The sequence below is a fragment of the Bacillus sp. RO2 genome, assembly GCF_012911845.1.
Taxonomy (GTDB): domain Bacteria; phylum Bacillota; class Bacilli; order Bacillales; family Bacillaceae_I; genus Sutcliffiella_A.
The window spans coordinates 1-24,210 of sequence record NZ_JAAXCU010000042.1 but is presented as its reverse complement, the minus strand read 5'-3'; the positions used below and the strand labels follow the sequence as shown (position 1 = coordinate 24,210).

The following is a 24,210-nucleotide window of genomic DNA, read 5'->3' as shown; positions in this document are numbered from 1 at the left end:
AAATTAATATATTAGATCAATCAATTCATCTCTGGTAATATTTCCAAAATAATGTTTTACATCTATTCCTTCTAGAGCTTGTGCAATTTCTGCTTTCTCATACTTCACACCTGATAAAAGGTTTTCCACTTCTGATACATCACCAACACCAAAGAAATCTCCATAAATTTTACAGTTTTCTATTATTCCTTTTGTTACATCTAGACGTACATCAATTTGCCCCACTGGAAAACGGTGCGAATGCTGGAGGTTAAACTTGGGTGACTTTCCGTAATTCCAATCCCAGTTTTGGTAACGTTCTTTGGAGAGCTCATGAATGTTCTGCCAGTCTTCCTCTGTTAGTTCGTACTTAGGGATGTCTTTTGATTTAAAGATTGCCTCCAATAAAAGCTGACGGAATTGTTCAATTGTTATATCCTCAGACAAAAATTCTTTAATATTTGCCACACGGCTTCGGATTGATTTTATTCCTTTGGACTCAATTTTATCCTTCTTCACGTTCAGTGCTGAAACTACATGCTCAATTTCGGAATCAAACAGAAGCGTACCATGACTGAACATACGTCCTTTGGTAGAGAACTGCGCGTTTCCGGAGATCTTTCGTCCTTCGGCAAGAATATCATTGCGTCCGCTCATTTCTGCTTCCACTCCAAGGCTTTTCAACGCTTCCACAACTGGTGCCGTGAACTTTTTGAAGTTGTGGAAGCTCTCACCATCATCTTTTGTGATAAAACTAAAATTCAAGTTTCCATGATCATGATAGACCGCTCCACCGCCGGATAACCTACGTACGACATGAATGCCATTATCCTCCACATACTTTGTATTAATTTCTTCTACACTGTTCTGGTTTTTCCCGATGATAATGGAAGGCTCATTGATGTAAAAGAGCAAGTAGGTATCTTCAATATCCAATTTTTTAAGCGCATATTCTTCTATTGCCAAGTTGATCCTTGGATCCGTAATTCCCTTATTATCTATAAAAAGCATCATCTCTTGCCACTCTCCCAACTATATCCTTTATGTGCTAAATCAATTTTTCCATGGTAGATCGTTGCAGCCTCTTCCACCAACTGCTCCACTTTACCGAAATGAGGTAGATGCGTGAGCAGCAATTGTGGCACTTCTGCACCTTGCGCAACCTTTGCAGCATCATGGCTGTTCATATGTCCTGCCCCTTTACCATCTTGGTGAGCGTACAGATTACATTCACAAATCAATAAGTCAGTCCCTTGTGTAAAAGGAATGAATGAATCCTGATAGCTTGTATCTGCCGTGTACACAAACGAACCTTCGTCTGTGGATACCTTCATGGCATAACATGGAACAGGATGAGTCGTTTTCAAAAACTCAATGGAGAATGGCCCTACCTGTAATGGTTTAGATGGATCATATGCAATACCTTTTGTATATTCTTTATGATGTAGTGAGGAAAATCCTTGCAAGTCCTCCTGGTGTCCGTAAATAGGAAGTTGCGTTACAGATTTGCCCATATAAAATGAGATAAGTCTCGCATATTGCAAAGGACCAATATCCGCGACATGATCATGATGGTAATGTGACAAAACTATTGCATCAAGCTTTGTTACATCTATGTAATTCTGAAGTTGTGCTAATACACCGCTTCCACAATCAATCAATAATTTAAAATTTTCATGCTCGACTAAATACCCAGATGTTGCACTGTTAACTGCTGGATAGCCTCCCCAAAACCCTACCACGGTAAGCTTCATGCCTATACATCACCCTTCTATTGGTTTCCAAAATCAAGTCTACCATATCCCTGCCCATTTTCCTATTTAGAGGAGTTGTTTTAAAACAGTTGTTGACAGGACAAGTTCTGTTATAATACAATAACAACAAATAACAAAACGGAGGGTGATAACATGTTGATTAAAAGTACAGAATTTTTCAAAACCTTACCACCTAAAAAATGTGTTGAATGCAAAAAAACAATGGATGAGCAGCACGAGTGCTACGGCAACCATTGCGATGAGTGTATGTCCAGTCAGTTAAAATAAAACCATTTATTAAACCAGGAAGCTTGCTAGATTAATAGCAAGCTTCCTGGTTTTTTTCTAACTTTTATTTTTTAATCTTAATATGCAATAGGAAAATTTTTAGATATAATTGGTTTTATAAGGAAATAACTTTAAACAAATAACTTTAAACGTTAAGGTTTTCTTTTTAAAAAAGAGAATTCTAAATTAGTAATCTTATGTAGTTATATAAGTTAAGAATTGAGGTATCACCTATGCAAACTGAAAGGTTCAATCAACTTAGAAAAAAAGAACTTTCAAGTATATTTAGTAAAAAAGAGATTGTTAGTGTGTGGAGAAATATTGTAAGAAACCAACTCCGAAGTTTAGATTTAAAAGATTTATATGATCATTATGACTTTAATTATAATATTGAAGACAGAGCTGAAACCATAAGGTTTGAAATTTTAAGTGGAAACTATAAAGTGTCACAACCGATGATATACAGAATTGAAAAAAAATATGGTGTGTGTAGGCATTTAGTTATTCCACAACCAGCTGACGCTCTTATATTCCAAGTGTTGGTAGAAAGAATTAGTTCAGAGATATTATCAAACCAGCCTTCACCAAATGCATTTTATTCCCGTGATAAACATACTAAAAAGAAACCCCATAGTTCCGATGATTATAACTTTAATTGGCGCACCCAATGGAAAAAACTACAGAAAAAGATATATAAATTTAACCAGGAGAAAGAACTAATAGTAGTAACAGATTTAACTAATTACTATGACAGTATAGATATTAATGAACTTAGAAAAGTATTTACTAGTTATTCTAAGATTAATGAAGTAGTTATTGATTTAGTATTTAGGATCATTGAAGAAATTTCATGGAAACCGGATTATTTACCTTATGCGGAAAGAGGTTTACCTACAACTAATCTTGAAGGCATTAGACTATTAGCACACTCATTTTTATTTGAAATAGATGAGGTAATTAGCAAAAATACTAATAACAGTTTCACTAGATGGATGGATGACATAACAATTGGTGTTAATTCAAAGAAGCATGGAATAGAGCTATTAAGTGTTGTGTCCGATATGCTAAAAAGTAGAGGACTTTCACTCAATTTATCAAAAACAAACATTTATAATGAAAAAGAAGCATATTATCATTTTCAAATTGAAGCTAACCGATATATAGATAGCATAGAAAAAACAAAGAAAACTGATAGTAATTACCAATTAATTTGCAAGGAATTGGACAAAAGATTCAGAAATCACTTTAAAGATAATAGTCCAAAATACTGGGACAAGATATCTAAACGTTATATTACCTTATATAGTAAATTAAACCATATGTCGTTACTTAGAAAACTTCCTGAATTATATATTGAGTATCCTGCTTTACGAGAAAATCTAATTTATTATTTAAAAAATATTGGTTACAGTAAAAAAACTGGGGATAGTGTATTAAAAATTCTAAACAACATAGATATTTTTGATGACAAATCACTTTATCAATTGTGTTCATTAGTAACTGAATGGGAGATTCCCATTAATAAATACTCAGGATCATTCTTAAATGAATTTGAAAGTTATCTAACAATATTTTCTAATAAACGTGGTAATTCTTCTGACTTTTATTGTATTTTATGGTTTAAAGTAAAGTATAATACTCCTGGAGACCTTCTTAAATTTATAATTAAATATAAAAACAAATGGCAAAGTGATTCATTCTTAAGAAGACAAATTACAGCCATATTATCTAGGTTGCTAATTTTTGATAAAAAAACCGTAGAAGGTATTTTGCAAAACCAAATAACTTCTGGGGTACCTAATACCGTTACACTAGCAACTCAAATATTAACGTTTTCTAATTTGGATAATTTAGATAAAAAACTAGATTTTTATTTATTTCCCAAAAAACGTCAAAAAATTTATCCTTTAAGTAAATTTCTAGTATTATGTTCAATACTAAATTCAAACAAAATTAGAAATAGTGAGGAAATAACGACAAAAATTAAAAGCAGTGTAAAAGACCCATACTATATAAAGTGGCTTTATTCACAATATAATATTACGTGATAAACCAGTAAAAGCAAAACCATTCACAGGCTTTGCTTTTTACTTACCCCCATGTTAACAACAACATAGTAAAAATAATTGGAACTATCCATAAGAGGTGTATATTAATATTTAGTATAATATTATCGATAGTAAAATCAGATACTTGAAGTGAATCTTTAGCTCCTAGTGCTTCTTTAATACTCCTAAGATGATCTACAGGATCGTGGTTTTCATTATTCTTTAATATTGTTTGATATTCATGTAAGATCACCATATAATCTTCTATCATCTTAAACTCATTTTTTTTATTCTCTCTGCTATTTCTATAGACTATTAATTCTTTTAAACGTAGTATTAAATCTTCAATGTCTAATTGGTGATAATGTATTTTTAGAGCTCTTTCATTATAATTTAATTCATTTATATAATATTGTAAAAGTATTACATAAATAGAAAAAACCCCAACAAGTACACTGAATAATGTTCCATCAAACTTGGCACTTACCTTTTCCCCGCCTAGTGATAATATAATAAAAATAACTGCCTCTATATTCAATCCAAAAAAAACCAATTTCCATTTACTACTATAGTTTTTTAGTCTTGTACTCATTTTAATTCGATTATTTCTTGTTTTATTAAAAGTATTAATTTTCTTTTCTAATTCTGAATGAATATTTATATTATTGTACTTCAATTTTTATTTAAGCCTCCTCTCCTGTAAACAAATCCATAAAAACAACATTTTTTAAATAAATTACCGTTATACAATGATGTGGAAAAATTAGCCTTTTAATATATTACCTTATTATAGTTCTTTTTACTAGATATTTAACATAATAATCGATAAGTAAAAATAGTTTCTATAACAAAAAGAGCACTCATCCCCATAAGTGCTCTTTTTTCTATTCTATACGTAAACCCCTTGTTTGACCGTTGATTCCCGAACGATAAGCTCGAGATCATATTCATAGATTTCCTTGTGACGAAAGCGTTTGGAACGCACCTTTTCCATCATGACCTGAAAGGCTTTGCGGGCCATTTCATCAATAGGCTGATAGACGGTTGTGATAGTCGGTTCCACTAGCTCCGTAATAGCCTGATTGTCAAAGCCCACAACTGCAAGATCTTCTGGGATCTTCCAGCCTGAGCGCTTTGCCTCTGAAATAATGCCGGCTGCCACTTCATCCCCGCCAGTAAAAATGGCACTTGGCTTTTCCTTCAAAGCCAAAATTTCCTGAAACACCCTTCTTCCGTCTTCAATAGTAAAGGCATCACGGAAAGAAAAATCTTCACGAAATTCCACATTGAACTCTGCAAGCGCTTTTTTAAAGCCTGCCTCCCTGCTTTTTGCTACATTGCTTTTATAGCCACCAGTACAATAGGCAACCTTGCGATGACCAAGTTCCAACAAGTGCTTCGTCGATATGTAACCGCCATATGTCTGGTCGAGCCTTACAGACGGTACATCCGCATCTTCTTCAAACTCATTGCACAAAACGATCGGTCCATATTCTAAAAACGGTTCTATTACATTCCAGTCATTTTGTATGGAGGAAAGGATAATCCCGTCCACTTGTTTCGTTTTTAACAAGTTCAAATAATCAAGTTCCTTTTTCTTTGAATATTTTGTCTGACAGATGATGAGCTGGTAACCGTTTTCGGCTGCAGCCATTTCCATCCGTTCGATCAGTTCACTGAAAAATGGATTCATCACACGAGGTATCAGTAATGCAACCATCTCCGTCTTCTGACTTCTCAGACTTCTTGCAGATGAATTTGGAACATAACCAAGTTCGCTCATTGCATTTGATACAAGTACACGCTTCTTTTCCGATACATACGGGTGGTTATTTATGACACGGGAAACAGTGGTCCTTGATAACCCTGCCAATCTTGCTACATCTTCTATTGTTGCCACGAGTCTCGCCACCTTAGCTGAAATAATAGGTTAGTAGAATGGTTGAAATCGTTTTCATAACTACTAGTATAAAAGGAAATGTAAGTGTTTTCAATAAAAATTTTACAATTAGCTAAATTAAACAGAAGAGACCGCAAATTAATGCGGCCTCCGATGAAGTAAAACTTATTAACTTACCGGTGAATGTTCAACAGGGGTTTTGTATTCCTTTTTAAACTTATAAACAAAATATGCCCATGTACCAGTAAGCAAAACAACCATGAATCCACTTAATATCATCACATTTTCCCACATAAATGCGAAGTCTCCGCTTGAAATAACCGCCTTGAATCCTGACACTGAGTAAGTCATCGGCAACAGTAAATTGAATGGTTGAAGGGCATTAGGAATTAGTTCTAATGGGAATGTTCCCGCACTTGTCGTTAATTGCAAAATCAAGATTAGAATGGCAACAAATCGACCTGGGTCCCCAAGTGTGGTTACCAAAAACTGCACTAGTGCAATAAAAGTAAACGAAGTAAGGATACTGAACAATATAAATAATACGGTGCTCTTTACTTCCACACCTAATCCTAGAATCAATACGGCATCTGCAAGCAATGCCTGTAGAATTCCTACTGCAGCAAGAATCGCCACTTTCCCGGTAAACCATGCTGTTCCGGAACGAGGAGTGCCTGCAGGATCACGCATTGGAAATACGATGGAAAGCAAGAGTGCACCTACAAAAAGACCAAGAGACAAGAAGTAAGGAGCAAATCCTGTTCCATAGTTAGGAACCCCGTTCTCCACTTCTGATTTTACCTTAACCGGTTCAGAAATCATTTCATAGGTTTTGTCCGTACCCTTTACGTCTCTGGATTTCTCAGAGGCATCTTTTAATTTACCCTCTAGTTCTTCTGTTCCTTCACCGACTTCAGATAGACCGGAGGAGATTTTATTTGAACCTTCTGCAAGCTCTTGTGTACCTTGTTGAAATTGTTTGGATCCACCGTCAAGCTGTTCCATTCCGGCTAAGAGCTGACCTGAGCCTTCTGCAAGCTTTTTACTGCCCTCATTTGCGTCACCCAATTTTTCACCAAACTGTGTTAGTCCTTGGTTAAATTCAGTTTGGCCCTTAAGGAGTTCTGATGAACCTTCTGAGAGTTGGTTAGATCCATTTGCCAGTTCTGTCAAACCCGTCTGAAAGTTTAAATGGCCATCAGCAAGCTTTCTGCTATTTTCCGCTAAGGAAGAAGTGCCTGTATTTAGTTCTAAAGCTCCCTGTTGAAGAGCCATCAGCCCTTTAGAAAACTCGCCACTGCCATTAATCAACTGTTCAAAAGAAGCATTGATTTCTGCCTGTTGTTCTTCGCTTGCCTGCTCTATCAATGGCTCAAGTGCTTTTTTCAATTGAATCAATCCTTGATTCAATTTTTCTGCCTTTTCTTGTGCTTGTGTAGCCCCTTCTTCAAGCTTTACGGTCCCAGCATTTAATTCCGCGGCACCTTCTGCCAAGCTTCCCGCTCCATTTGTAAGTTCTCCTTGAGCATCTTGCAACTGTGACAAACCTTTATTACTTTTAGCTAAACCGTCATTAAGCGTTGCTGCTCCAGTTTGGAGTTGCTCGGATGCTGAGGCCAATTGGCCTTGACCTTCAAGCAATTGGCCCAAACCTTTTGACAGATCCTCATTTCCCTTATGAATATCTTTTACGGCACCAAAGGCCTTTCCCACTCCATCTTGAAATATGATCGATTTTTCTGCAGCCTGTTCTAATCCTTTTTTCAAAGCAACTGAACCATCTTGTAGCTCATGAACGCCATTGTTTAATTTACTAGTACCATCAGCTGCATCTTTGTACCCGTCGGCCATCTTTTCCAGATTAGCAAACATCGCTTCTGCGTACGTACTTGTTAACTCTTTCGATACCTCTTCTTTAATTTTCTCTACAGCTGTCGATCCAATTTGAGCAGATAAAAAATTATAGCTCTCATTTGGAACGAATTTCATTTCCAATGAAGAAGGGTTTTCATCCAAGAGCGTTGTTGCTCTATCTGAAAAATCATCAGGAATTTCAATGATCATATAGTACTGCTGTTTGTCCATCCCTTCGTAGGCTACTTCCTTAGAAACAAACTCCCATTTGAAGCCATCATTTTTCTTCAAGTTTTCTTGAAGATCTTTCCCTATCGTTAAGGGCTCTCCCTCGTACTCAGCACCTTCATCCAAATTGACCACTGCCACCGGAAGTTCATCAAGTTTTTCGTATGGATCCCAAAATGCCCATAAGAACATTCCGCTATATAATAACGGAATTAATAGTACCGCTATGACAGGAATCAGAATTTTTTTATTTGTAAGCAATTCCTTCCACTCAACTAGTACGCTTCTCATCTTTTATTACCTCCATATTACATTATGACCATTTTTGTCATTTAGTCATTTTTTTCAAAATTTTAAGGATCATCAAGTTGATAATCCTTTAATAAAATATAATTCAAATAAATTGGCAATCTCCTCTTTGGATAATGGGGTATGATGTTCTTCCCAGTCCACAACAAGTGCCACATAAAGCTTAAGCATTAGAAATGCTGTAACTTCCGGGTCACACTTTCTTAGTTCCCCTTTTTCTATCGCCTTTTCAATTCTTTCTTTGATAAATGTAATAATCATTTGCTCTAGGCGGTTAAGTTCTTGGTTAACTATTTTTGTTCCAAGTTCCTTTTCTTCTTGAATCAATTTGACGGTCAGTTGATGTTCGTTTCGAAAATCAAGCAAGCTGATAAGCGCCCTGTGGGCATTTTCGAAAAAGGATTGTTCTGAATTAATGGAACGGTCAGCCACTTCTTGCATTTCTCTTAATATTCCTGCGACAATTTCACTAAAGAGCTCTTCTTTATTAGAATAAAAGGTGTAAATCGTCCCTTTTCCAACGTTTGCTAGCTTTGCAACTTGATCCATCGTGGTAGCTTTATATCCAAATAAAGAGAACGATTTTAATGCGGCCTCAAGGATACTTTGTTTACGATCCATTTGATAGCTCCTTTCCTACAAAAATGACTAATTGTCTATATCGGTCAATCGGTTTTATTATAGTTGCTCTTTTATAAAAAAGCAACATCTAGGTTTAACATTTGCATTGTCGCCGCTGTTCCTTTCCGCAAATGGCTTCGCTTTCCGCGGGACGGTGCTTGAGCCTCCTCGCTGCGCTTAAGGGGTTTCAAGCTACCGTTACTCCCCCGCTGGAGTCTCCGCCATTTGCTCCAATCCACAGCTAGATATTAAGTGAAACGAAATGTTAGTGCTTTTACAGATAACTCAGTTAGATGAATTCTCACAAGCCCTTAAGTAAATGAAGCCACCTTATTGATTGGAGTGGAAGGCTCGTAGACGCCCGCGGGAGGAAGGGACAGGGGAGACACCCCCGCAGGCGCAAGCCGAGGAGGCTCCCGGACCGCCCGCATGCAAGCGAAGCGCCTGAAACGGAAATCAACTGTATTATTTACTTTTTAAAAAAAGGTTCAGTCGCTTTATGCTGCGACTGAACCTTCTATTGATATTTATACCTGAGCAACAGGTTTGTTTTTTATGCTATTTATCACTGCTTTGACTGCCGCTTCACCTGAATCAATACAGTCAGGTAGCCCGACGCCTTCAAAAGAACTTCCTGCAAGATACACTCCAGGCATGGCTTCTGATAGACGAGCGTTCATCTTCTGCAGCATCTTTTTATGACCGACAGCGTATTGAGGCATTGCTTCTCTCCAACGAGTGACAATCGTAAATTCTGGCTCGGATCCGACCTCCATAATTTTGTTAAGGTCATCGAGTACCACTTTTTTTATTTCTTCATCACTCTGATCAACAATTGCTTCCTCTCCCACTCTGCCAACATAACAGCGAAGGATTACTTTCCCTTTTGGTGTTGTATGCGGCCACTTTTTGTGGGTCCATGTGCAAGCAGTTATCGTATAATCATTGTTCCTGGACACCACGAAGCCTGTACCGTCAATGTCTTGTTTAAGAGCTGACTCATCAAATGCCATTGCAATGGTCGCAACAGATGTAGAGGACATCTGCTGCAGTGGAGCAAGAAAATCTGCCCCGGGAATCAGGCCTGCTGTAGCATGATGAGGAGTCGAGATAATAACATTATCACACTGGACCTCTTTGCCATTACTTAAAGATAGGGAATATTGATCCTCTATTTTCTTAATGGTGTCCACTTTAACTGCTTTTAAGATGGTCACCTGATCTAGCTTTTCTTCAAGGGCATCCACAAGCGTTTGAAGGCCCCCGCGCAAAGTCTGGAACATACCTTTTTTCTTTTGGGCAGGTGCAGGTTTTTGTTTAGGAGTGGTCTGTTTCATCCCGAGTATTAAGCTGCGGTACTTCTCTTCCACCTGTTGAAATTGCGGGAAAGTGGCTTGCAGGCTTAATTTATCGATGTCACCTGCATAAATCCCAGATAGTAACGGTTCAATCAGGTTTTCCACCACTTCATCCCCGAGTCTTCTGCGGAAAAATGAACCAAGTGATTGGTCTTCACCACCATTGTTTGAAGCAGGAAGGATAAGGTCCGCTGCTGCACGCATTTTTCCAATTGGGGAAAATAATCCTGTTGTAACAAAAGGTGACAGTTTTGTAGGAATCCCCATCACAGACCCTTCAGGCATTGGATGGAGTTGTCCCTTTAGCAGAATGTAGGCTTGACCTGTTGAATTGTGCACTAATTGATCTTCAAGACCGACTTCTTTTACCAATCTTCCAGCACTTAACTTTCTAGCAAGGAAACTGTCTGGTCCACGTTCAATAGTAAATCCATCACGCTTTACAGTCTGGATTTTCCCACCAAGTCGGTTGCTTGCTTCTATCAGGGTAATCTCTATATCAAGGTTTTTCTCTTTTTTTTCCTTTTGAAGATAGTAGGCAGCGGCTAGGCCAGTAATGCCTCCACCGATGATGACAACCCTTTTTTTCTCCTCGTTCATGGTTTCATCGCCTTCTTTTCTAGATTTACTGAGATACTTTTTTTAATTCTTCCAATACGACAGTAGCCATCGCATCAATAAATTCTGGTTGTGTATTGGGCATTTCCGGGCGATAGTACTTTGCACCGATTTCATCTGTTACAATCTTACACTCGTAGTCGTTGTCATATAGCACTTCCAAGTGATCTGATACAAATCCAACCGGAGTGTAAACAAATGACGTATATCCTTTGTCTTTATGAAGGTCACGTGTGATGTCTTGAACATCTGGCCCTAACCATGGATCCGGTGTGTTACCTTCACTTTGCCATGCAATTTCATAGTTTTTAATTCCTGCACCCTTTGCGATAAGGTCTGCAGTTTCTTGAAGTTGGTTTGGATATGGGTCCCCCATTTGAATGATTTTTTCTGGAAGGCTATGTGCTGAAACAATTAATACTGCCTTTTCCCGTTCAGCTTCATTCATGGATCCAAACGTTTCTTTCACTCTATCTACCCAGTACTGGATAAACTTTGGCTCATCATACCAGCTTTCAACTGAAACGATGGATGGGCCGCCGATTTTTTCTGCTTCTTCTTGTGCACGTCCATTGTAGGATTTCACGCTGAAAGTAGAGAAGTGAGGGGCAAGTACGATGCTTACCGCTTCTTCGATTCCATCTTCTTTCATTTGTTGAACCGCATCTTCTACGAATGGTTCGATATGCTTTAAGCCTAAGTAGACTTTAAATTCAATGTCATCTTGGATGTTGTTTAAGTGTGCACCTAGTGCATTTGCTTGTTCTTCTGTGATACGCGCAAGTGGAGAAATTCCTCCGATCGCGTCATATCTTTCGCGCAGGTCCTGCAGCATTTCGTCGGATGGTTTTCTGCCGCGACGGATATGTGTGTAGTATCGTTCTAGGTCTTCTTCTTTATATGGTGTACCGTATGCCATTACCAACAAGCCCATTGTTTTTTTGGACATATAGTTTACCTCTTTTCTTTTCTGGTCTATTGGAGAGTATCTTGTTAACTCCGCTGATGATTTCCGCACGGGGCTTCGCTTTCCTAGGGGCGGTGCTTGAGCCTCCTCGCTCCGCTGCGGGGTCTCAAGCTACCGCTATCTCCCTCAGGAGTCTTCGCCCTTTGCTCCAATCATCAGCTTAAATATCCTAAAACATAATTATTTATTAGAAGAATAGTCATGTACGAATGTTGCTAAACGTTTTAGTGTGTCTGGGTTGACTTGTGGGAAAACTCCGTGGCCAAGATTGAAGATGTAGCCAGGTTGTTGCATTCCTTGGTCAAGGATTGCTTTTGCTTTTTCTTCAATAACTTCCCATGGTGCTAAAAGAATAGCAGGATCTAAGTTACCTTGAACAGGTTTCGTAATTCCACGTTCTCTAGCTTCTGTAATCGGTAAACGCCAGTCGAGCCCCACCACGTCAAGTGGAAGGTCGTGCCACTCATTAGCTAAATGGCTTGCACCTACTCCAAACATAATTAATGGTACATTTTCTTCTCTTAATGAGGAGAAGATGCGATTCATTACCGGTTTAATGAAGTAACGGTAATCTTCTACATTCAATGCTCCAACCCAACTATCAAAAATTTGGATTGCTTTTGCACCAGCATGGATTTGGGAGCGAACATAGGTGATAGTCATATCTGCCAGTTTATCCATTAATGCAAACCAAGCTTTCGGTTCTGCATACATGAATGCTTTGGTTTTATTATAGTTTTTAGATGGTCCACCTTCGATCATATAGGAAGCAAGCGTAAATGGTGCCCCCGCGAAACCGATTAACGGAACATTCAATTGCTCTTTTGTTAACAGCTTGATGGTATCCAGTACATATGGAACATCCTCTTCAGGATGTATTTCTCCAAGCTTTTCAACATCTTGAATGGATCGGATCGGGTTATCAATAACTGGGCCGATTCCGGATTTAATCTCCACATCCACACCAATTGCAGGAAGGGGACTCATGATGTCTTTATATAGGATGGCTGCATCCACGTTATATTGATCAACAGGAAGCTTTGTCACATAGGCACAAAGCTCAGGTTGATGAGTAATTTCAAATAATGAATACTTTTCTTTAATTTTTCTGTACTCCGGTTGAGAACGTCCTGCTTGTCTCATATACCATAATGGGACATGCTCTGTTTTCTCTCCTCTACATGCTCGTAAAAATGTATCGTTAAATGTTGTTTGACTCAAAATGATGACCCCTTTCAAATGACTTATTTCTGCTTTTATTACGTTTCACTTCTGTCATGTTACACTATACCTATAAATGTAAGGAATGTATAGAATGAGTGCTTATTGTTCATAAAATAGACGATTATTCCCCCACCTTCATATGCGGCAGTGAGATTTCTACTGTTGATCCGACCTTCTCTTCACTGTGAATCCTTAACTGTCCACCGTGGTTTTCAATTATTTTCATGGAAACCATCAGACCGAGCCCTGTACCCTGTTCTTTAGTGGTAAAGAAAGGTTGTCCTACCTTGCTGATTACCTCTTTAGGTATTCCATATCCTTCGTCCTTAATTAATAAGTTAACAAAACCGTCCACCACTTGAGAATGAATGGTTATCTTCCCGCCGTCTGGCATTGCTTCCATGCCATTTTTAATAATATTTATTAATACTTGTTTGATTTGATTCGGTTCACATTCAAGGCATATGCACTCTTCAAAATGAACCACTTCGATGACAACTTGATTGATAAATGCCTCACTTTCAAGAAAAACACAGACCTCCTGAATGAGTTCTTTTAAATTCTGTCTTTTAATTTTTATGGCCTGGGGTTTTGCTAGCGCCATAAATTCATTTGTAATCTGGTTGATTCGTTCTAATTCCTTATCCATGATGGTAAAGAATTCTTTTTCTCTGCTTTCCTGGGAAAGGATATGAACGAACCCTTTTAAGACGGTGACAGGATTTCTAATTTCATGTGCCACTCCGGCTGCGAGTTCTCCGATGACAGAAAGCTTTTCCGACTGCATGAGTGCTTCTTCCGTTCTCTTTTTATCGGTAATATCCTTCATGAGAAAAACAAGTGCTATGATTCTTCCCTGTACGTCCTTTACTGGAGTAAGCGTGATGTTGAGGTCAATATACATTCCTTCCGTTGTTGTAAGTAGTTCAAATGAGAGTTGCTTCTGTTTTTTCAGTTTACTTAAAAAAACACGGAGAGAATTTGCAGATGTAAAAGAAAGAAAGCTTGTTTCCGAACCAATGATATCTCTTTCGTTCACTTTAAACATTTTTTCAAAGGAAGAATTTACTTTTAAAATGGCCCCGTTCAGGTCATAAACTCCAATAGAGTCTGTCGTATTATTGAAATATGCTTCTAAATATTCTTTCGTAGAAAGCAACTCTAAGGAAGTCTGCTTCTCTTTCTTTTCTGCCCTCTCTAAGAGGCTCCCTGTCAGCCTGCAAGAAAAGAGGAGAAAGATGGTGACGAATAGGGAAAACAGAATAAAATAAAATACATCCTCTTTTAAATGATTGGAAAACACAATGTTACTATAGTCGATGTAGAAAAATGACAGGGTGATACAAGTCAAAAAACTAGCTATTAAAATGGGCAAGATACGATTATATAAAGAAGACATAATTAAAGGCATGGATAGAAAATAAAAATTGATTACATCTTTATCTAGATAGGCTACCATCCAAAATGGAATAAAGGATGTACATACGATGACATACATCCCCACCTTAGCAAGCTTAGGGCGTAAAACAAAGAAAGCAACCAAAGCACAGACCGATCCTGCAGAGAGCAAGATCGCAGGAAGTATCTCTGGGAAAATAAATATGTTTGTTAACAGGTCTAGAATGAGCAATGTAACAAATACGACCAACATCAGCTTATTTTTCTGATGAATGATGTGCATTTGCTCTTGGTTCAACCTTCTTTCATTTAACCATGCTTCTTTAATATTCGATCCAACTCGTGCAAATAATGCTCCTACTTGTACATTCATCTCCCGCTTCTCCTCAAACAGTACATTTCATTGATATTTTCTATTTTTAGACATTGCTATTGATTATGCCTTATCTAAATGACGGCTTTAGTGTTTTGGATGGATTTCCTTCTTTTTGGGTTTGAGTATTGTAAGGAATAACGTAATATTCAGGCACATTAAAGATGTTGATATTTTTCACTGAGTATTGATGGTCCCCAGATACTTCTCCAATTAAACTTTCCTTATCCCCTGAAACAGAATAGACTCTATAGACAATCCGATCATCTTCCGCTTCCCCCCACTTTAGGTTGACTGTGAACAAACTCAAAGGATGAAAGGTCATCGATCCATTCAATTGTATACTTTCAGGCATGGTGATTGGTTTTTCTAGATCCAAAACACCGACAGGAACGGAAAAAGCTCCATTATCGAGTCCAGCATCTCGCAATATATCTTTCAATAGTCTTGTAGGATAAGCTCCTCCTGCAGTCAAATGTTGTTCGGGAGTTGTGGTATCATAGCCCATCCAAACTGTCCCGATCACATCTTGCGTATACCCGACAAACCAAGTATCCTTAATGGCATTATCTACACCCGGATAGTTGGTAGTGCCTGTCTTACCGGCAAGTTCCCCTTGAAGATCTCCTGCTTGTGCCGAACCGTCCTGAACCACTCCTTCAAGCATCCTTGTCATATTCCACGCTGTTTGAGGGCTAAATACTTTTTTTTCGGCTTTTTTTACTTTGGCGACAACTTCGCCTTTTCTCGTTCTGATCTCCTGAATAAAATAAGGTTCTACTATTTTGCCATTATTGCCAAAGGATCGATAAGCTTTTGTCAATTCTAAAGGGGTCACCCCTTCCTTCAATCCTCCAAGTGCAATAGCCAGCCCGTTATCAGGAATAGTCAGGTCCAACTTTTCAAGGTAACTTTTACTTTTTTTGATTCCCAATTCATTTAATGCCCAAACTGCAGGTGCATTTAAGGAATCCTTAATAGCCTCATACATGGTTACTTCGTTTTTATATTGATGATGATAGTTTCTTGGTTTATAAACTTCTTGTCCATCTTTATAAGAGAGTAACTCATCTTTTAAAAGGCTGTACGGCTCATATTTGCCTTCCTCAAGTGCAGGGGCATAGACAGCCAAAGGTTTGAAGGTGGAACCAGGTTGCCTTTTGATATTGACCCGGTTAATTCCCTTTGTGACATAGTTTCTTCCACCAATAACGGCCATTACGCCTCCATTGTGCTGATCCATCATGACAAATGCACCTTCGACGTTATCATTGGTGCCGGGAAAATATTGATTGTCCTGAAAACGTTGGAATGCAGCATCTTGAGCCGCGACATTCATCGGTACCAAGATTTTATACCCGCCTCTATGCAATTCTTCTGGAGTAAAGCCATATTTTTCTTCTGCTTCTTCCATCACCATGTCGATATACGTTAAGTAAGCCTGCTTTTCTGGAGATTCAATCACATCCAAGCCTAGCGTTTTCCCCATTAACCCGACAGCTTCTTCCGCCTCAATATAGCCTTGGTCTTCCATAAGATGCAAGACAAGATCTCGTCTTTTTTTCGCTTCCTCTGGATGATTAATGGGAGAGTAACCATTAGGCGCTTTAGGAAGAGCAGCCAACAAGGCACCTTGCTCTACCGTCAATTCTTCTACATTTTTGTTAAAATAAAGTTCTGATGCTGCTTGGACGCCATATGCACCATGCCCAAAATATATCTGATTTAAATACATTTCCAAAATTTCATTTTTGGTGTATCTTCTTTCAAGATTTATCGCAATTACCGCTTCCTTCGTTTTTCGGAGCCATGATTTTTCATTCGACAAGAAGATATTTTTTGCGAGTTGCTGAGTGAGGGTGCTTCCTCCCTCTACCTTGCTTCTGGCCAGAATGTCACGGTAGACTGCTCTACCAATTGCCCGAACATCAATTCCTCTATGTTCATAAAAACGATTGTCCTCCACCGCCACAAATGCCTCTCTTACATGTACCGGTATTTTGGATATTTCTACGATTTCCCTATTTTCGAAAAAGAGCGAGGCTATTTCATTTCCGCTTTCATCTACCATAGTTGTAGTGGAATCCATGATCAATTTCTTTTCATCAATGACATAGTCGCCTAAAAAAATGATAAAGATATAACCTATTAGTCCTATTACAGCAATGCATGCTAAAATAAATGGAAAAAGGAAGTACTTTTTAGACAAGATTGCTTTGATGTTTGGTAATTTCATTTGGGATAATTTATTTCTCTTAAATCTTTCCAAAGTGGTTTACCTCCTCCTATGTACCGGGAATAATCATCTAGTAAGGTAAAATTGAAAGGTTGTCCACCCTTTATTCTACCTTATTCTACATATTTTTTCTCGAGTTTCCCTTATTTTGTAATTATAATGTCGATATTAAACATAAAGGAGAGAATAGAAGATGAATTTTTACATGACTTTCGGTACCACCGATTATTTAGGTGATTTAAAAAACACGTTAGAAAGTGGAGAAAACTTGTTAATGTTTGGGGAGGATAACGCGGTTCTTATGCATGAAACGGTGGAACAGTCCAGCTTCAAATCAGGAAAGAATTTTGAAGTGCTTGATTCTAATGGAGATCTGTCGAAGGGAAAATTTGCTGTATTGAATAACATACCAGTAACAGACGAAGGTAGACCTGTCTTTGAATATCGTTTTAGCCAAAGAGCAGGTTTAATTGAAAAGGAGCCTGGATTTGCAGCAATTCGCGTACTTCGCCCAGTAGATTCTGATACTTATGTCATTTTAACACTATGGGAAGATGTTAAATACTTTAAGCAATGGCAAGAATCCAAAGCTTATGATAAAGCACACGAAAAACGCGGCACTTCAGAAGGCGTCGACCAAAAGCAACAGATTTTCCCTCGTCCTTCTTACGTAACCACCTACTACGCAGAAATGCCCGAACAGGATTAGTAATAGTGAATCTCCCGTCCTTCAATGACGGCCACTGAAAAACTGATACTAGATAGTCATTGAGAATTCCAGCTGTTGATTGGAGCAAAAGGCGGAGACTCCTGAGGGAGACAGCGCTAGGTGGAGACCCCACAGGCGAAGCCGAGGGAGGCTCACGTCAGCCCCTAGGAAAGCGCAGCCATTTGCGGAAATCAACAGCGACGTTAACTTAAACCTTAAATAAAATACTTTTTCAGTGGCCTCCATCAATAAACGGGGGTTTTCATTTGCCTCATTTTTTCTCACGCAGCACTCCATGCCTATTGGCATAGATCGCCGCTTGCGTTCTGTCAGCAACCTGCAGCTTACCCAAAATATTGCTCACATGTGTTTTTACAGTCTTAATTCCAATATATAATTCCTCACTGATTTCCTGATTCGTTAATCCATCCCCAAGGCACATAAGAACTTCTAGTTCCCGCTCTGTTAGATCATCATGAGGCAATTTGGAGGGTGAACGAAATCGGTTCATCATCTTACTTGCTACCTTTGGTTCTATGACAGGCTCATTTTGCACTGCTTTTTCAATCGCTTTTATGATATCTTCTGCCCTTGCCGTTTTCAACAGGTAACTATACGCTCCAGCTTCAATGGCTGGAAAAACCTGTTCATCATCGAAATAGCTAGTGATGATAATGATTTTACAGGTGGGATGAAATTTAATAATTTCCCTGGTAGCTTCTATTCCTGTACCATTTTCCATTAATAAGTCCATCAAGATGACATCAGGTTTTTCTTGTTTAGCAAGTTCAATCGCTGCCTGTCCGCTAGAACCTTCTCCGACAATTTCTATTCCAGGTTCTGTTATTAAATAAGCTAATAGTCCTTTTCGCACCATATCATGATCATCGACTACCACCACTTTAATCCTATTCATCTAGTTTTCCCCCTCTCGTATTGGAATGTTGATTTCAATATGAGTTCCTTCCCCTTTTTTGGAACGGATGTGGAACTGCCCTCCTATTTCTTCACAGCGTTCTCGCATCGTATGAAGTCCAAAGGAAGCTTGTTTTTGTTGATTTATTTCAAACCCTTTACCGTTGTCACTAATAAATATGTATACATACTGATTTCCTTTTTGATGCATGTCCAACTTAACGATTGTGGCGTCAGCATGTCTCAAAATATTGGATATCGCCTCTTGGATAATTCTAAACAGGTGATCTTCTGTCGCACTGGATAACACCGAAATTTCCTGAATATCTTTTTGAAAAGTGATGGGAGTTCGGTCCTCTAACTCTGTCAATAATTTATTAATTCCAACGCACAACGAATCATTGGTCAACGAGACAGGTCTCAAATGAAGGAGCAAGGCTCTCATTTCTCCTTGAGCTTGAGCCGCTATGGCAGCAATATCAGTTAGCTGCTTTTTTGCCTCTTCTGGATGGGAGTCAAACATTCGGATAGAAGCGGAAGACATAATGCTTAAAGCGAACAGCTGCTGACTGACGGAATCGTGAAGCTCCCTTGCCAGACGCTGTCTTTCTTCTATTGTTGCAGCATTATGCGCTTTGATTGCCAATTCATTCTTTTCTTCAGCTAGCTTTTGTAATGATTTCACCTGATTTTGAATTTTAATAGCAAGCTGATTGATATCTTCTGCTAATCTACCAAGTTCATCAGTTTGTTCAACTGCAATTCTTTCAGAGAACTTCCCTCTTCCCAACGTTGCAATAAATGTAGAAATATCCTCGACTCTCTTTTTCATGTTTCCGCTTTGCTTATAGCCAAAATATAAACTTGTAATAGCCAAAATTATGAACGCCACCACCGTCAACAACATACTCCATTGAACATCCACGATTAAACCATCGGGATAAAAAAGCAGAACAACCTGGAGAAACAGAAAAAAAAGGAACGCTGATACAACCGATACAACCATGAAAGAACGGATATACCAAAATCGTAAACTCTCAATTTTTTTCCCCTTATTAGACCCGATCAATGCGAACATCCCCTATTTTCATATCCAGCACAATGTTAAGCTTTCTAGTCGCCTCATTGTAATTTTCAGATTCATAGTAAAGTTTATTTCCTTTTCCTTCTGAAGAATTCCCCAATATATTCAAGTGCCCAATTTTTACTTTAGCCGACACTTTAATTGGAAGATCTTCCGGAACAAGCATCTTTAAATCCGCGACAACGCCCTTTATTTGAATACTTGTTTCTTTATCTGGTATATAAGCCTTACTAAAGTCAAAATAATAATCACCAACTACATTCCAGACAGACAATGGCTCCACTGCCCAGTTTTGCTTATTCATTTTCATATCGCCGATCGTTATAACACGCTTTGAACTATTCCCGTTCCAATTTACCTCTTCATCGGACTTATCATAGGTTTCGAATAGATCATTGAATTCATCATTTTCCTTAGTGAATCTAATTGTGACTGGACGCTTGTTCACAAACAATTTCATTCCAACATAAACAATCAAGAGCGGCCATAATTTCCAAAACATATGGAACTGAAACTCGATATATTCAACACGGTCAAGTAACAACAATCCACCAAAAGCTAAAAGAAACAAACTAATGAAAAGCGCTCGTTTTTGAAAAAATAAAGTTTCAATGAATAATTTCAAACCAAAAAGCACGATTAACACTGGATAAAAGGTGACAAAATACTCTTTTATTTCCAAGGAAATGACACCAATGTTGACAAGTAACAACATGATTCCAATAAAAACAAAGATAATAGCCATGATTTTTTGATTAAATGTTTTCATTCAATTTCTATAAGCCCCCCTTCTTCTATATTTGACACGGTTTTGTTTAAAACCTTTAATATAATTCTATTTTACGTATTCTCTTTCTAAAAAGCCCCTATCCGCAGCCAGTTTCTTTGTCCGTCTTGAGACTGAAATGAAGCGAAAAAAGCAATGAGCCATAGCTACATTGCTTTCTTACTTTGACGTAACGTTTGTAACCATTCATACATTAATACACCAAGGACCAGACATATGTACCCTGCTGCATAACCAGCAAAAACATCTGATGGGTAATGATAATTTAAGAACACTCTGCTAGTACCAAGAAGCGCGATGAACACTGTTCCAAATATTGCAATAAGCAAACGCTTTCCACTTTGTTTTGTATAAGCTAATGCAAAATATAATAATAATCCATAAAAGAATAAGCCAACCATGGCATGTCCACTTGGAAAACTGAGACTTTCCGCGCCTGGACCTGTCATCGGCCTTTCACGGCCCGTGAAGTCTTTGAGCCATTTGTTAAGTTCATTGACGAGAATGACCCCTCCAACGATTACGGCCATCGCTGGGTAATCTCTTTTTTTCCACCAAATCAGCAGAATGGATAATAACATAATAATAATGACTCCCATTCTATCTCCAAGCATCGTAAACAAGTGAAAAAAGCTAATTAGGACATCAGCTTCCAATCCATTTACAAAGTTGCGAATTGATTCATCAAAACCAATTGTTCGTTCATTCATAATTTGTTGAAAGGACCAAATGAAAAAGGCACCACATAACAGAAATAAGATTAACCTTCTCCATTTACTCGTTTGTTTTCCTTCCACCTGTTTTTTTCCTAATTCTGATTCCATTATTGACAGCTCCTCTTATACCAACATACATTTACTATTTTACTAAATTTATGAAAGTTATGACTATTATTTTTTCGAATAGTCATATAGAATACTATATTAAATAAAAGCATTGATAATAATTTAGAAATGGGGAGAGCCACTTGTTAGATAAGCTGAATGAACTTTTAGAAAGTCGTTACGATGAGATGGTTGAAATCAGACGCTATTTGCACCAATTCCCTGAATTATCTTTTAAAGAATTCCACACGGCTGCTTACATAGCTGAGTACTATAAAAATTTAGGAATAGCACACCAGACAAATGTTGGCGGCAATGGTGTGGTTGCCAAGATAGCCGGTGCGCGACCTGGAAAAACAGTTGCCTTACGTGCCGATTTTGATGCACTTCCAATACAGGATGAAAAAGAAGTGGCATACAAATCAAAAGTTCCAGGGGTCATGCATGCTTGTGGACATGACGGCCACACCGCAACATTATTAGTTCTGGCAAAGTGTTTAAATGAACTAAAAGAGGATCTTGAAGGAAACGTCGTGTTGATTCATCAACACGCAGAGGAATATGCACCAGGTGGAGCTGTTGCTATGATAAACGACGGATGTTTAGAAGGGGTGGATGTCATATTTGGTACCCACTTATGGTCTGGTAATGAAGCTGGTAAAATTCTGTACCGAGTAGGTCCTGTAATGGCTGCAGCTGATCGCTTCTCCATTAAAGTCCAGGGTTCCGGTGGACATGGTGCACAACCGCATAAAACAAAAGATGCCGTTGTCACTGCTTCTCAACTGGTCCTTAACCTTCAACAGATAGTAAGCAGACGAGTGAACCCGGTCGACCCTGCGGTAATCTCGGTTGGAACGTTTGTTGCAGAAAATGCCTTTAACATCATTGCAGACTCCGCTTATCTAGAAGGAACTGTGCGAACATTCAATGATGATGTACGCGATTTGATTGAAGCAGAAATTGACATTGTTGCATCTTCTACATGTGCACTTAACGGTTCAACCTATGAATACAACTTCCACCGGGGGTACCCAGCTGTGGTCAACCATAAAGAGGAGACAGACTACCTAGTAAGCGTTGCTTCTGGCATTAAAGAGGTGGAAGCTTTGGAAGAAACACCACCACATATGGGTGGAGAAGACTTTTCCTATTATTTGAGACATGTAAAGGGAACTTTCTTTTTTACAGGAGCTAAACCGGAAGACGTGGAAGTGGCCTATCCTCACCACCATCCTAAGTTTGACATAAATGAAAAATCACTATTAATCGCCGCAAAAACGCTTGGTGCAGCAACTGTACTTTATCACCAACACGAAAAAGAAAAGCTCGTCCCTTCTCATCAATAATTGGATAAGTAAATGCCAGGCTCCCATTTATGAAGCCTGGCATTTTTATATCGTAATTCCCTTTCCCTTAAACATTCTTAATCGATAGCAATTTTTCGCTGTCGTCCCCAACTGGTCAAGGAAATGATAGTTTGCATATGCCCCCACAACCGCTCCAACCCCCGGTATCATCTGCAGCATTTTAATCAAATCGATGTGATCTCTATATTCCTGTTGAAACGCCTTCCAATCAAGCTCTTTTGCTTCCTCTTTGTGCTCCTCCCAATTTTCCACATACCTTAACACTTCTTTTCTCCTGGAATCACTTGAGAAGGCTAACTGGAAGATATATAAAATAAATACTCTTTCTTCGTAGTTTTTGGTATTAAAACCATAGATGGCAGCCACTTCGAATAGAAATTTCATTTTAATCGACAGAAGCAAGGGAAAATCCGCAAGGCCAAGGAGGATTCCTCCAGCCCCTGTACCTGCTCCTTCCACTGCGGCTGTTCTTTTATATACATTCAATTTTTCATGAATCCACTTTTCCTTTTCCTCTAAGGTCATGACTACATGGCCTTCCTTCATCTTGGTTGTCATATTACTTCCAACAAGTGTCCCTTGAACCATTTTTTTAATGCTCTCTGTCAAGATGGTATGGACTTTCTCAGGTATGATGGCATTTACCTTATTTTGAGCACCCTTGGAAAATCGTTGAAACATGGTAGATTTCTTTGCCACCTGCATTTTCCATCTTCTCGTTTCATCTATTACCTTGTCTTCATACAAAGGAAACACTCCTCACCTTTATCTATCCTTACTTCATATACGAGAATTAGGGTAAATATGTTTCAGAATAAGAAAAAACAATTTTGATTACTGTGTTACCGACGCTGTTCTTTTCCGCAAATGGCTTCGCTTTCCGCGGGACGGTGCTTGAGCCTCCTCACAACGCTTCAGGGGTCTCAACCAACCGTTTCTCCCCCGCTGGAGTCTCCACCATTGCTCCAATCCACAGCTAAAAATTACATTAAAGCTACTTTGATGGTTTATTTGGCAACTCATTTTGATGGTTCTTCAATAACATTTGTTGAATGAAGATAACATTTGTTGAATGAAGTCATCTTGTTGATTGAAGTGGAAGGCGCGTAGAAGCCAGCGGGAGGAAGGGACTGGTGAGACCCCGCAGGCGCATTGAGGCCACTGAAAAACTGGTAACGTAAAGTTTATGATGATTCTTAGCTGTTGATTGGAGCAAAAGGCGAAGACTCCTGAGGGAGGTAGCGCTAGGTGGAGACCCCGCAGGCTTGCCGAGGAGGCTCCAGCAGCGCCCCTAGGAAAGCGAAGCCGTTTGCGGAAATCAACAGCGGTGTCTAAACAACATCTAAAATCCAAGACTTTTTCAGTG

At 38.6% G+C, this 24,210-nt stretch carries 20 protein-coding genes; 4 read left to right on the top strand and 16 right to left on the bottom strand.

Annotated features, from left to right (window positions below):
- Positions 1-3: 3 nt before the first annotated feature.
- Both lplA and HF078_RS11215 read right to left on the bottom strand, forming a co-directional pair.
- Positions 4-990: a lipoate--protein ligase gene (gene lplA, locus HF078_RS11220; RefSeq protein ID WP_169291327.1), complete on the bottom strand. Its 987-nt coding sequence runs from the start codon at positions 988-990 to the stop codon at positions 4-6.
- Entirely contained in the window at positions 990-1,733 is a 744-nt protein-coding gene (locus HF078_RS11215; protein WP_169291246.1) for an MBL fold metallo-hydrolase, read from the bottom strand. Before HF078_RS11215 ends, lplA begins: the two co-directional genes overlap by 1 nt.
- A gap of 153 nt (positions 1,734-1,886) precedes the next feature.
- On the opposite strand from HF078_RS11215, the gene yhfH reads away from it, so the two are divergent.
- Complete coding sequence (yhfH, locus tag HF078_RS11210) at positions 1,887-2,021, top strand: protein YhfH (RefSeq protein ID WP_082380846.1); 135 nt, start codon at positions 1,887-1,889, stop codon at positions 2,019-2,021.
- Between the two features lie 233 nt (positions 2,022-2,254).
- A complete protein-coding gene (locus HF078_RS11205; protein ID WP_169291245.1) occupies positions 2,255-4,069 on the top strand; it encodes an RNA-directed DNA polymerase in 1,815 nt (604 codons plus the stop codon).
- Positions 4,070-4,112: 43 nt separating this feature from the next.
- On the opposite strand, the gene HF078_RS11200 is transcribed toward HF078_RS11205, so the two are convergent.
- From HF078_RS11200 to HF078_RS11160, 9 genes are all read right to left on the bottom strand, one after another.
- Complete coding sequence (locus tag HF078_RS11200) at positions 4,113-4,745, bottom strand: SLATT domain-containing protein (protein WP_169291244.1); 633 nt, start codon at positions 4,743-4,745, stop codon at positions 4,113-4,115.
- A 213-nt stretch (positions 4,746-4,958) separates the two neighbouring features.
- Complete coding sequence (locus HF078_RS11195) at positions 4,959-5,969, bottom strand: substrate-binding domain-containing protein (protein WP_169291243.1); 1,011 nt, start codon at positions 5,967-5,969, stop codon at positions 4,959-4,961.
- Between the two features lie 168 nt (positions 5,970-6,137).
- Complete coding sequence (locus HF078_RS11190; protein WP_169291242.1) at positions 6,138-8,342, bottom strand: YhgE/Pip domain-containing protein; 2,205 nt, start codon at positions 8,340-8,342, stop codon at positions 6,138-6,140.
- Between the two features lie 72 nt (positions 8,343-8,414).
- Positions 8,415-8,981, bottom strand: coding sequence for a TetR/AcrR family transcriptional regulator (locus HF078_RS11185; protein ID WP_148989389.1), 567 nt, complete (start codon positions 8,979-8,981; stop codon positions 8,415-8,417).
- Positions 8,982-9,508: 527 nt separating this feature from the next.
- Positions 9,509-10,939, bottom strand: a complete 1,431-nt coding sequence (hemY, locus tag HF078_RS11180) for a protoporphyrinogen oxidase (protein ID WP_169291241.1) — start codon at positions 10,937-10,939, stop codon at positions 9,509-9,511.
- Between the two features lie 25 nt (positions 10,940-10,964).
- Positions 10,965-11,906 carry a ferrochelatase gene (gene hemH, locus HF078_RS11175; protein ID WP_169291240.1) on the bottom strand — a complete coding sequence of 314 codons (942 nt, stop codon included), beginning with the start codon at positions 11,904-11,906 and terminating at the stop codon, positions 10,965-10,967.
- Positions 11,907-12,104: 198 nt separating this feature from the next.
- Positions 12,105-13,145: a uroporphyrinogen decarboxylase gene (gene hemE / locus HF078_RS11170; protein WP_481748013.1), complete on the bottom strand. Its 1,041-nt coding sequence runs from the start codon at positions 13,143-13,145 to the stop codon at positions 12,105-12,107.
- A gap of 124 nt (positions 13,146-13,269) precedes the next feature.
- Entirely contained in the window at positions 13,270-14,919 is a 1,650-nt protein-coding gene (locus HF078_RS11165; protein ID WP_169291239.1) for an ATP-binding protein, read from the bottom strand.
- A 70-nt stretch (positions 14,920-14,989) separates the two neighbouring features.
- Positions 14,990-17,140: a transglycosylase domain-containing protein gene (locus HF078_RS11160; protein WP_481748015.1), complete on the bottom strand. Its 2,151-nt coding sequence runs from the start codon at positions 17,138-17,140 to the stop codon at positions 14,990-14,992.
- A gap of 208 nt (positions 17,141-17,348) precedes the next feature.
- On the opposite strand from HF078_RS11160, the gene HF078_RS11155 reads away from it, so the two are divergent.
- Entirely contained in the window at positions 17,349-17,864 is a 516-nt protein-coding gene (locus tag HF078_RS11155) for an antibiotic biosynthesis monooxygenase family protein (RefSeq protein WP_169291237.1), read from the top strand.
- Positions 17,865-18,135: 271 nt separating this feature from the next.
- Here the strand turns inward: HF078_RS11155 and HF078_RS11150 are convergent, their stop codons facing one another.
- The 4 genes from HF078_RS11150 to HF078_RS11135 all read right to left on the bottom strand — a co-directional run bounded on the left by HF078_RS11150 (position 18,136) and on the right by HF078_RS11135 (position 21,474).
- Positions 18,136-18,780: a response regulator gene (locus tag HF078_RS11150; RefSeq protein ID WP_169291236.1), complete on the bottom strand. Its 645-nt coding sequence runs from the start codon at positions 18,778-18,780 to the stop codon at positions 18,136-18,138.
- Positions 18,781-19,857, bottom strand: coding sequence for a sensor histidine kinase (locus tag HF078_RS11145; RefSeq protein WP_240951732.1), 1,077 nt, complete (start codon positions 19,855-19,857; stop codon positions 18,781-18,783). It lies immediately after the preceding gene.
- Positions 19,835-20,632: a cell wall-active antibiotics response protein LiaF gene (gene liaF, locus HF078_RS11140; RefSeq protein WP_169291234.1), complete on the bottom strand. Its 798-nt coding sequence runs from the start codon at positions 20,630-20,632 to the stop codon at positions 19,835-19,837. Before liaF ends, HF078_RS11145 begins: the two co-directional genes overlap by 23 nt.
- Before the next feature lie 164 nt (positions 20,633-20,796).
- Positions 20,797-21,474 (bottom strand): phosphatase PAP2 family protein, encoded by a 678-nt coding sequence (locus HF078_RS11135; protein ID WP_169291233.1) that lies wholly within the window; start codon positions 21,472-21,474, stop codon positions 20,797-20,799.
- A gap of 143 nt (positions 21,475-21,617) precedes the next feature.
- On the opposite strand from HF078_RS11135, the gene HF078_RS11130 reads away from it, so the two are divergent.
- Positions 21,618-22,823: a M20 family metallopeptidase gene (locus tag HF078_RS11130; protein WP_169291232.1), complete on the top strand. Its 1,206-nt coding sequence runs from the start codon at positions 21,618-21,620 to the stop codon at positions 22,821-22,823.
- A 45-nt stretch (positions 22,824-22,868) separates the two neighbouring features.
- On the opposite strand, the gene HF078_RS11125 is transcribed toward HF078_RS11130, so the two are convergent.
- Positions 22,869-23,591, bottom strand: a complete 723-nt coding sequence (locus HF078_RS11125; protein ID WP_169291231.1) for an EcsC family protein — start codon at positions 23,589-23,591, stop codon at positions 22,869-22,871.
- Positions 23,592-24,210 lie beyond the last annotated feature (619 nt).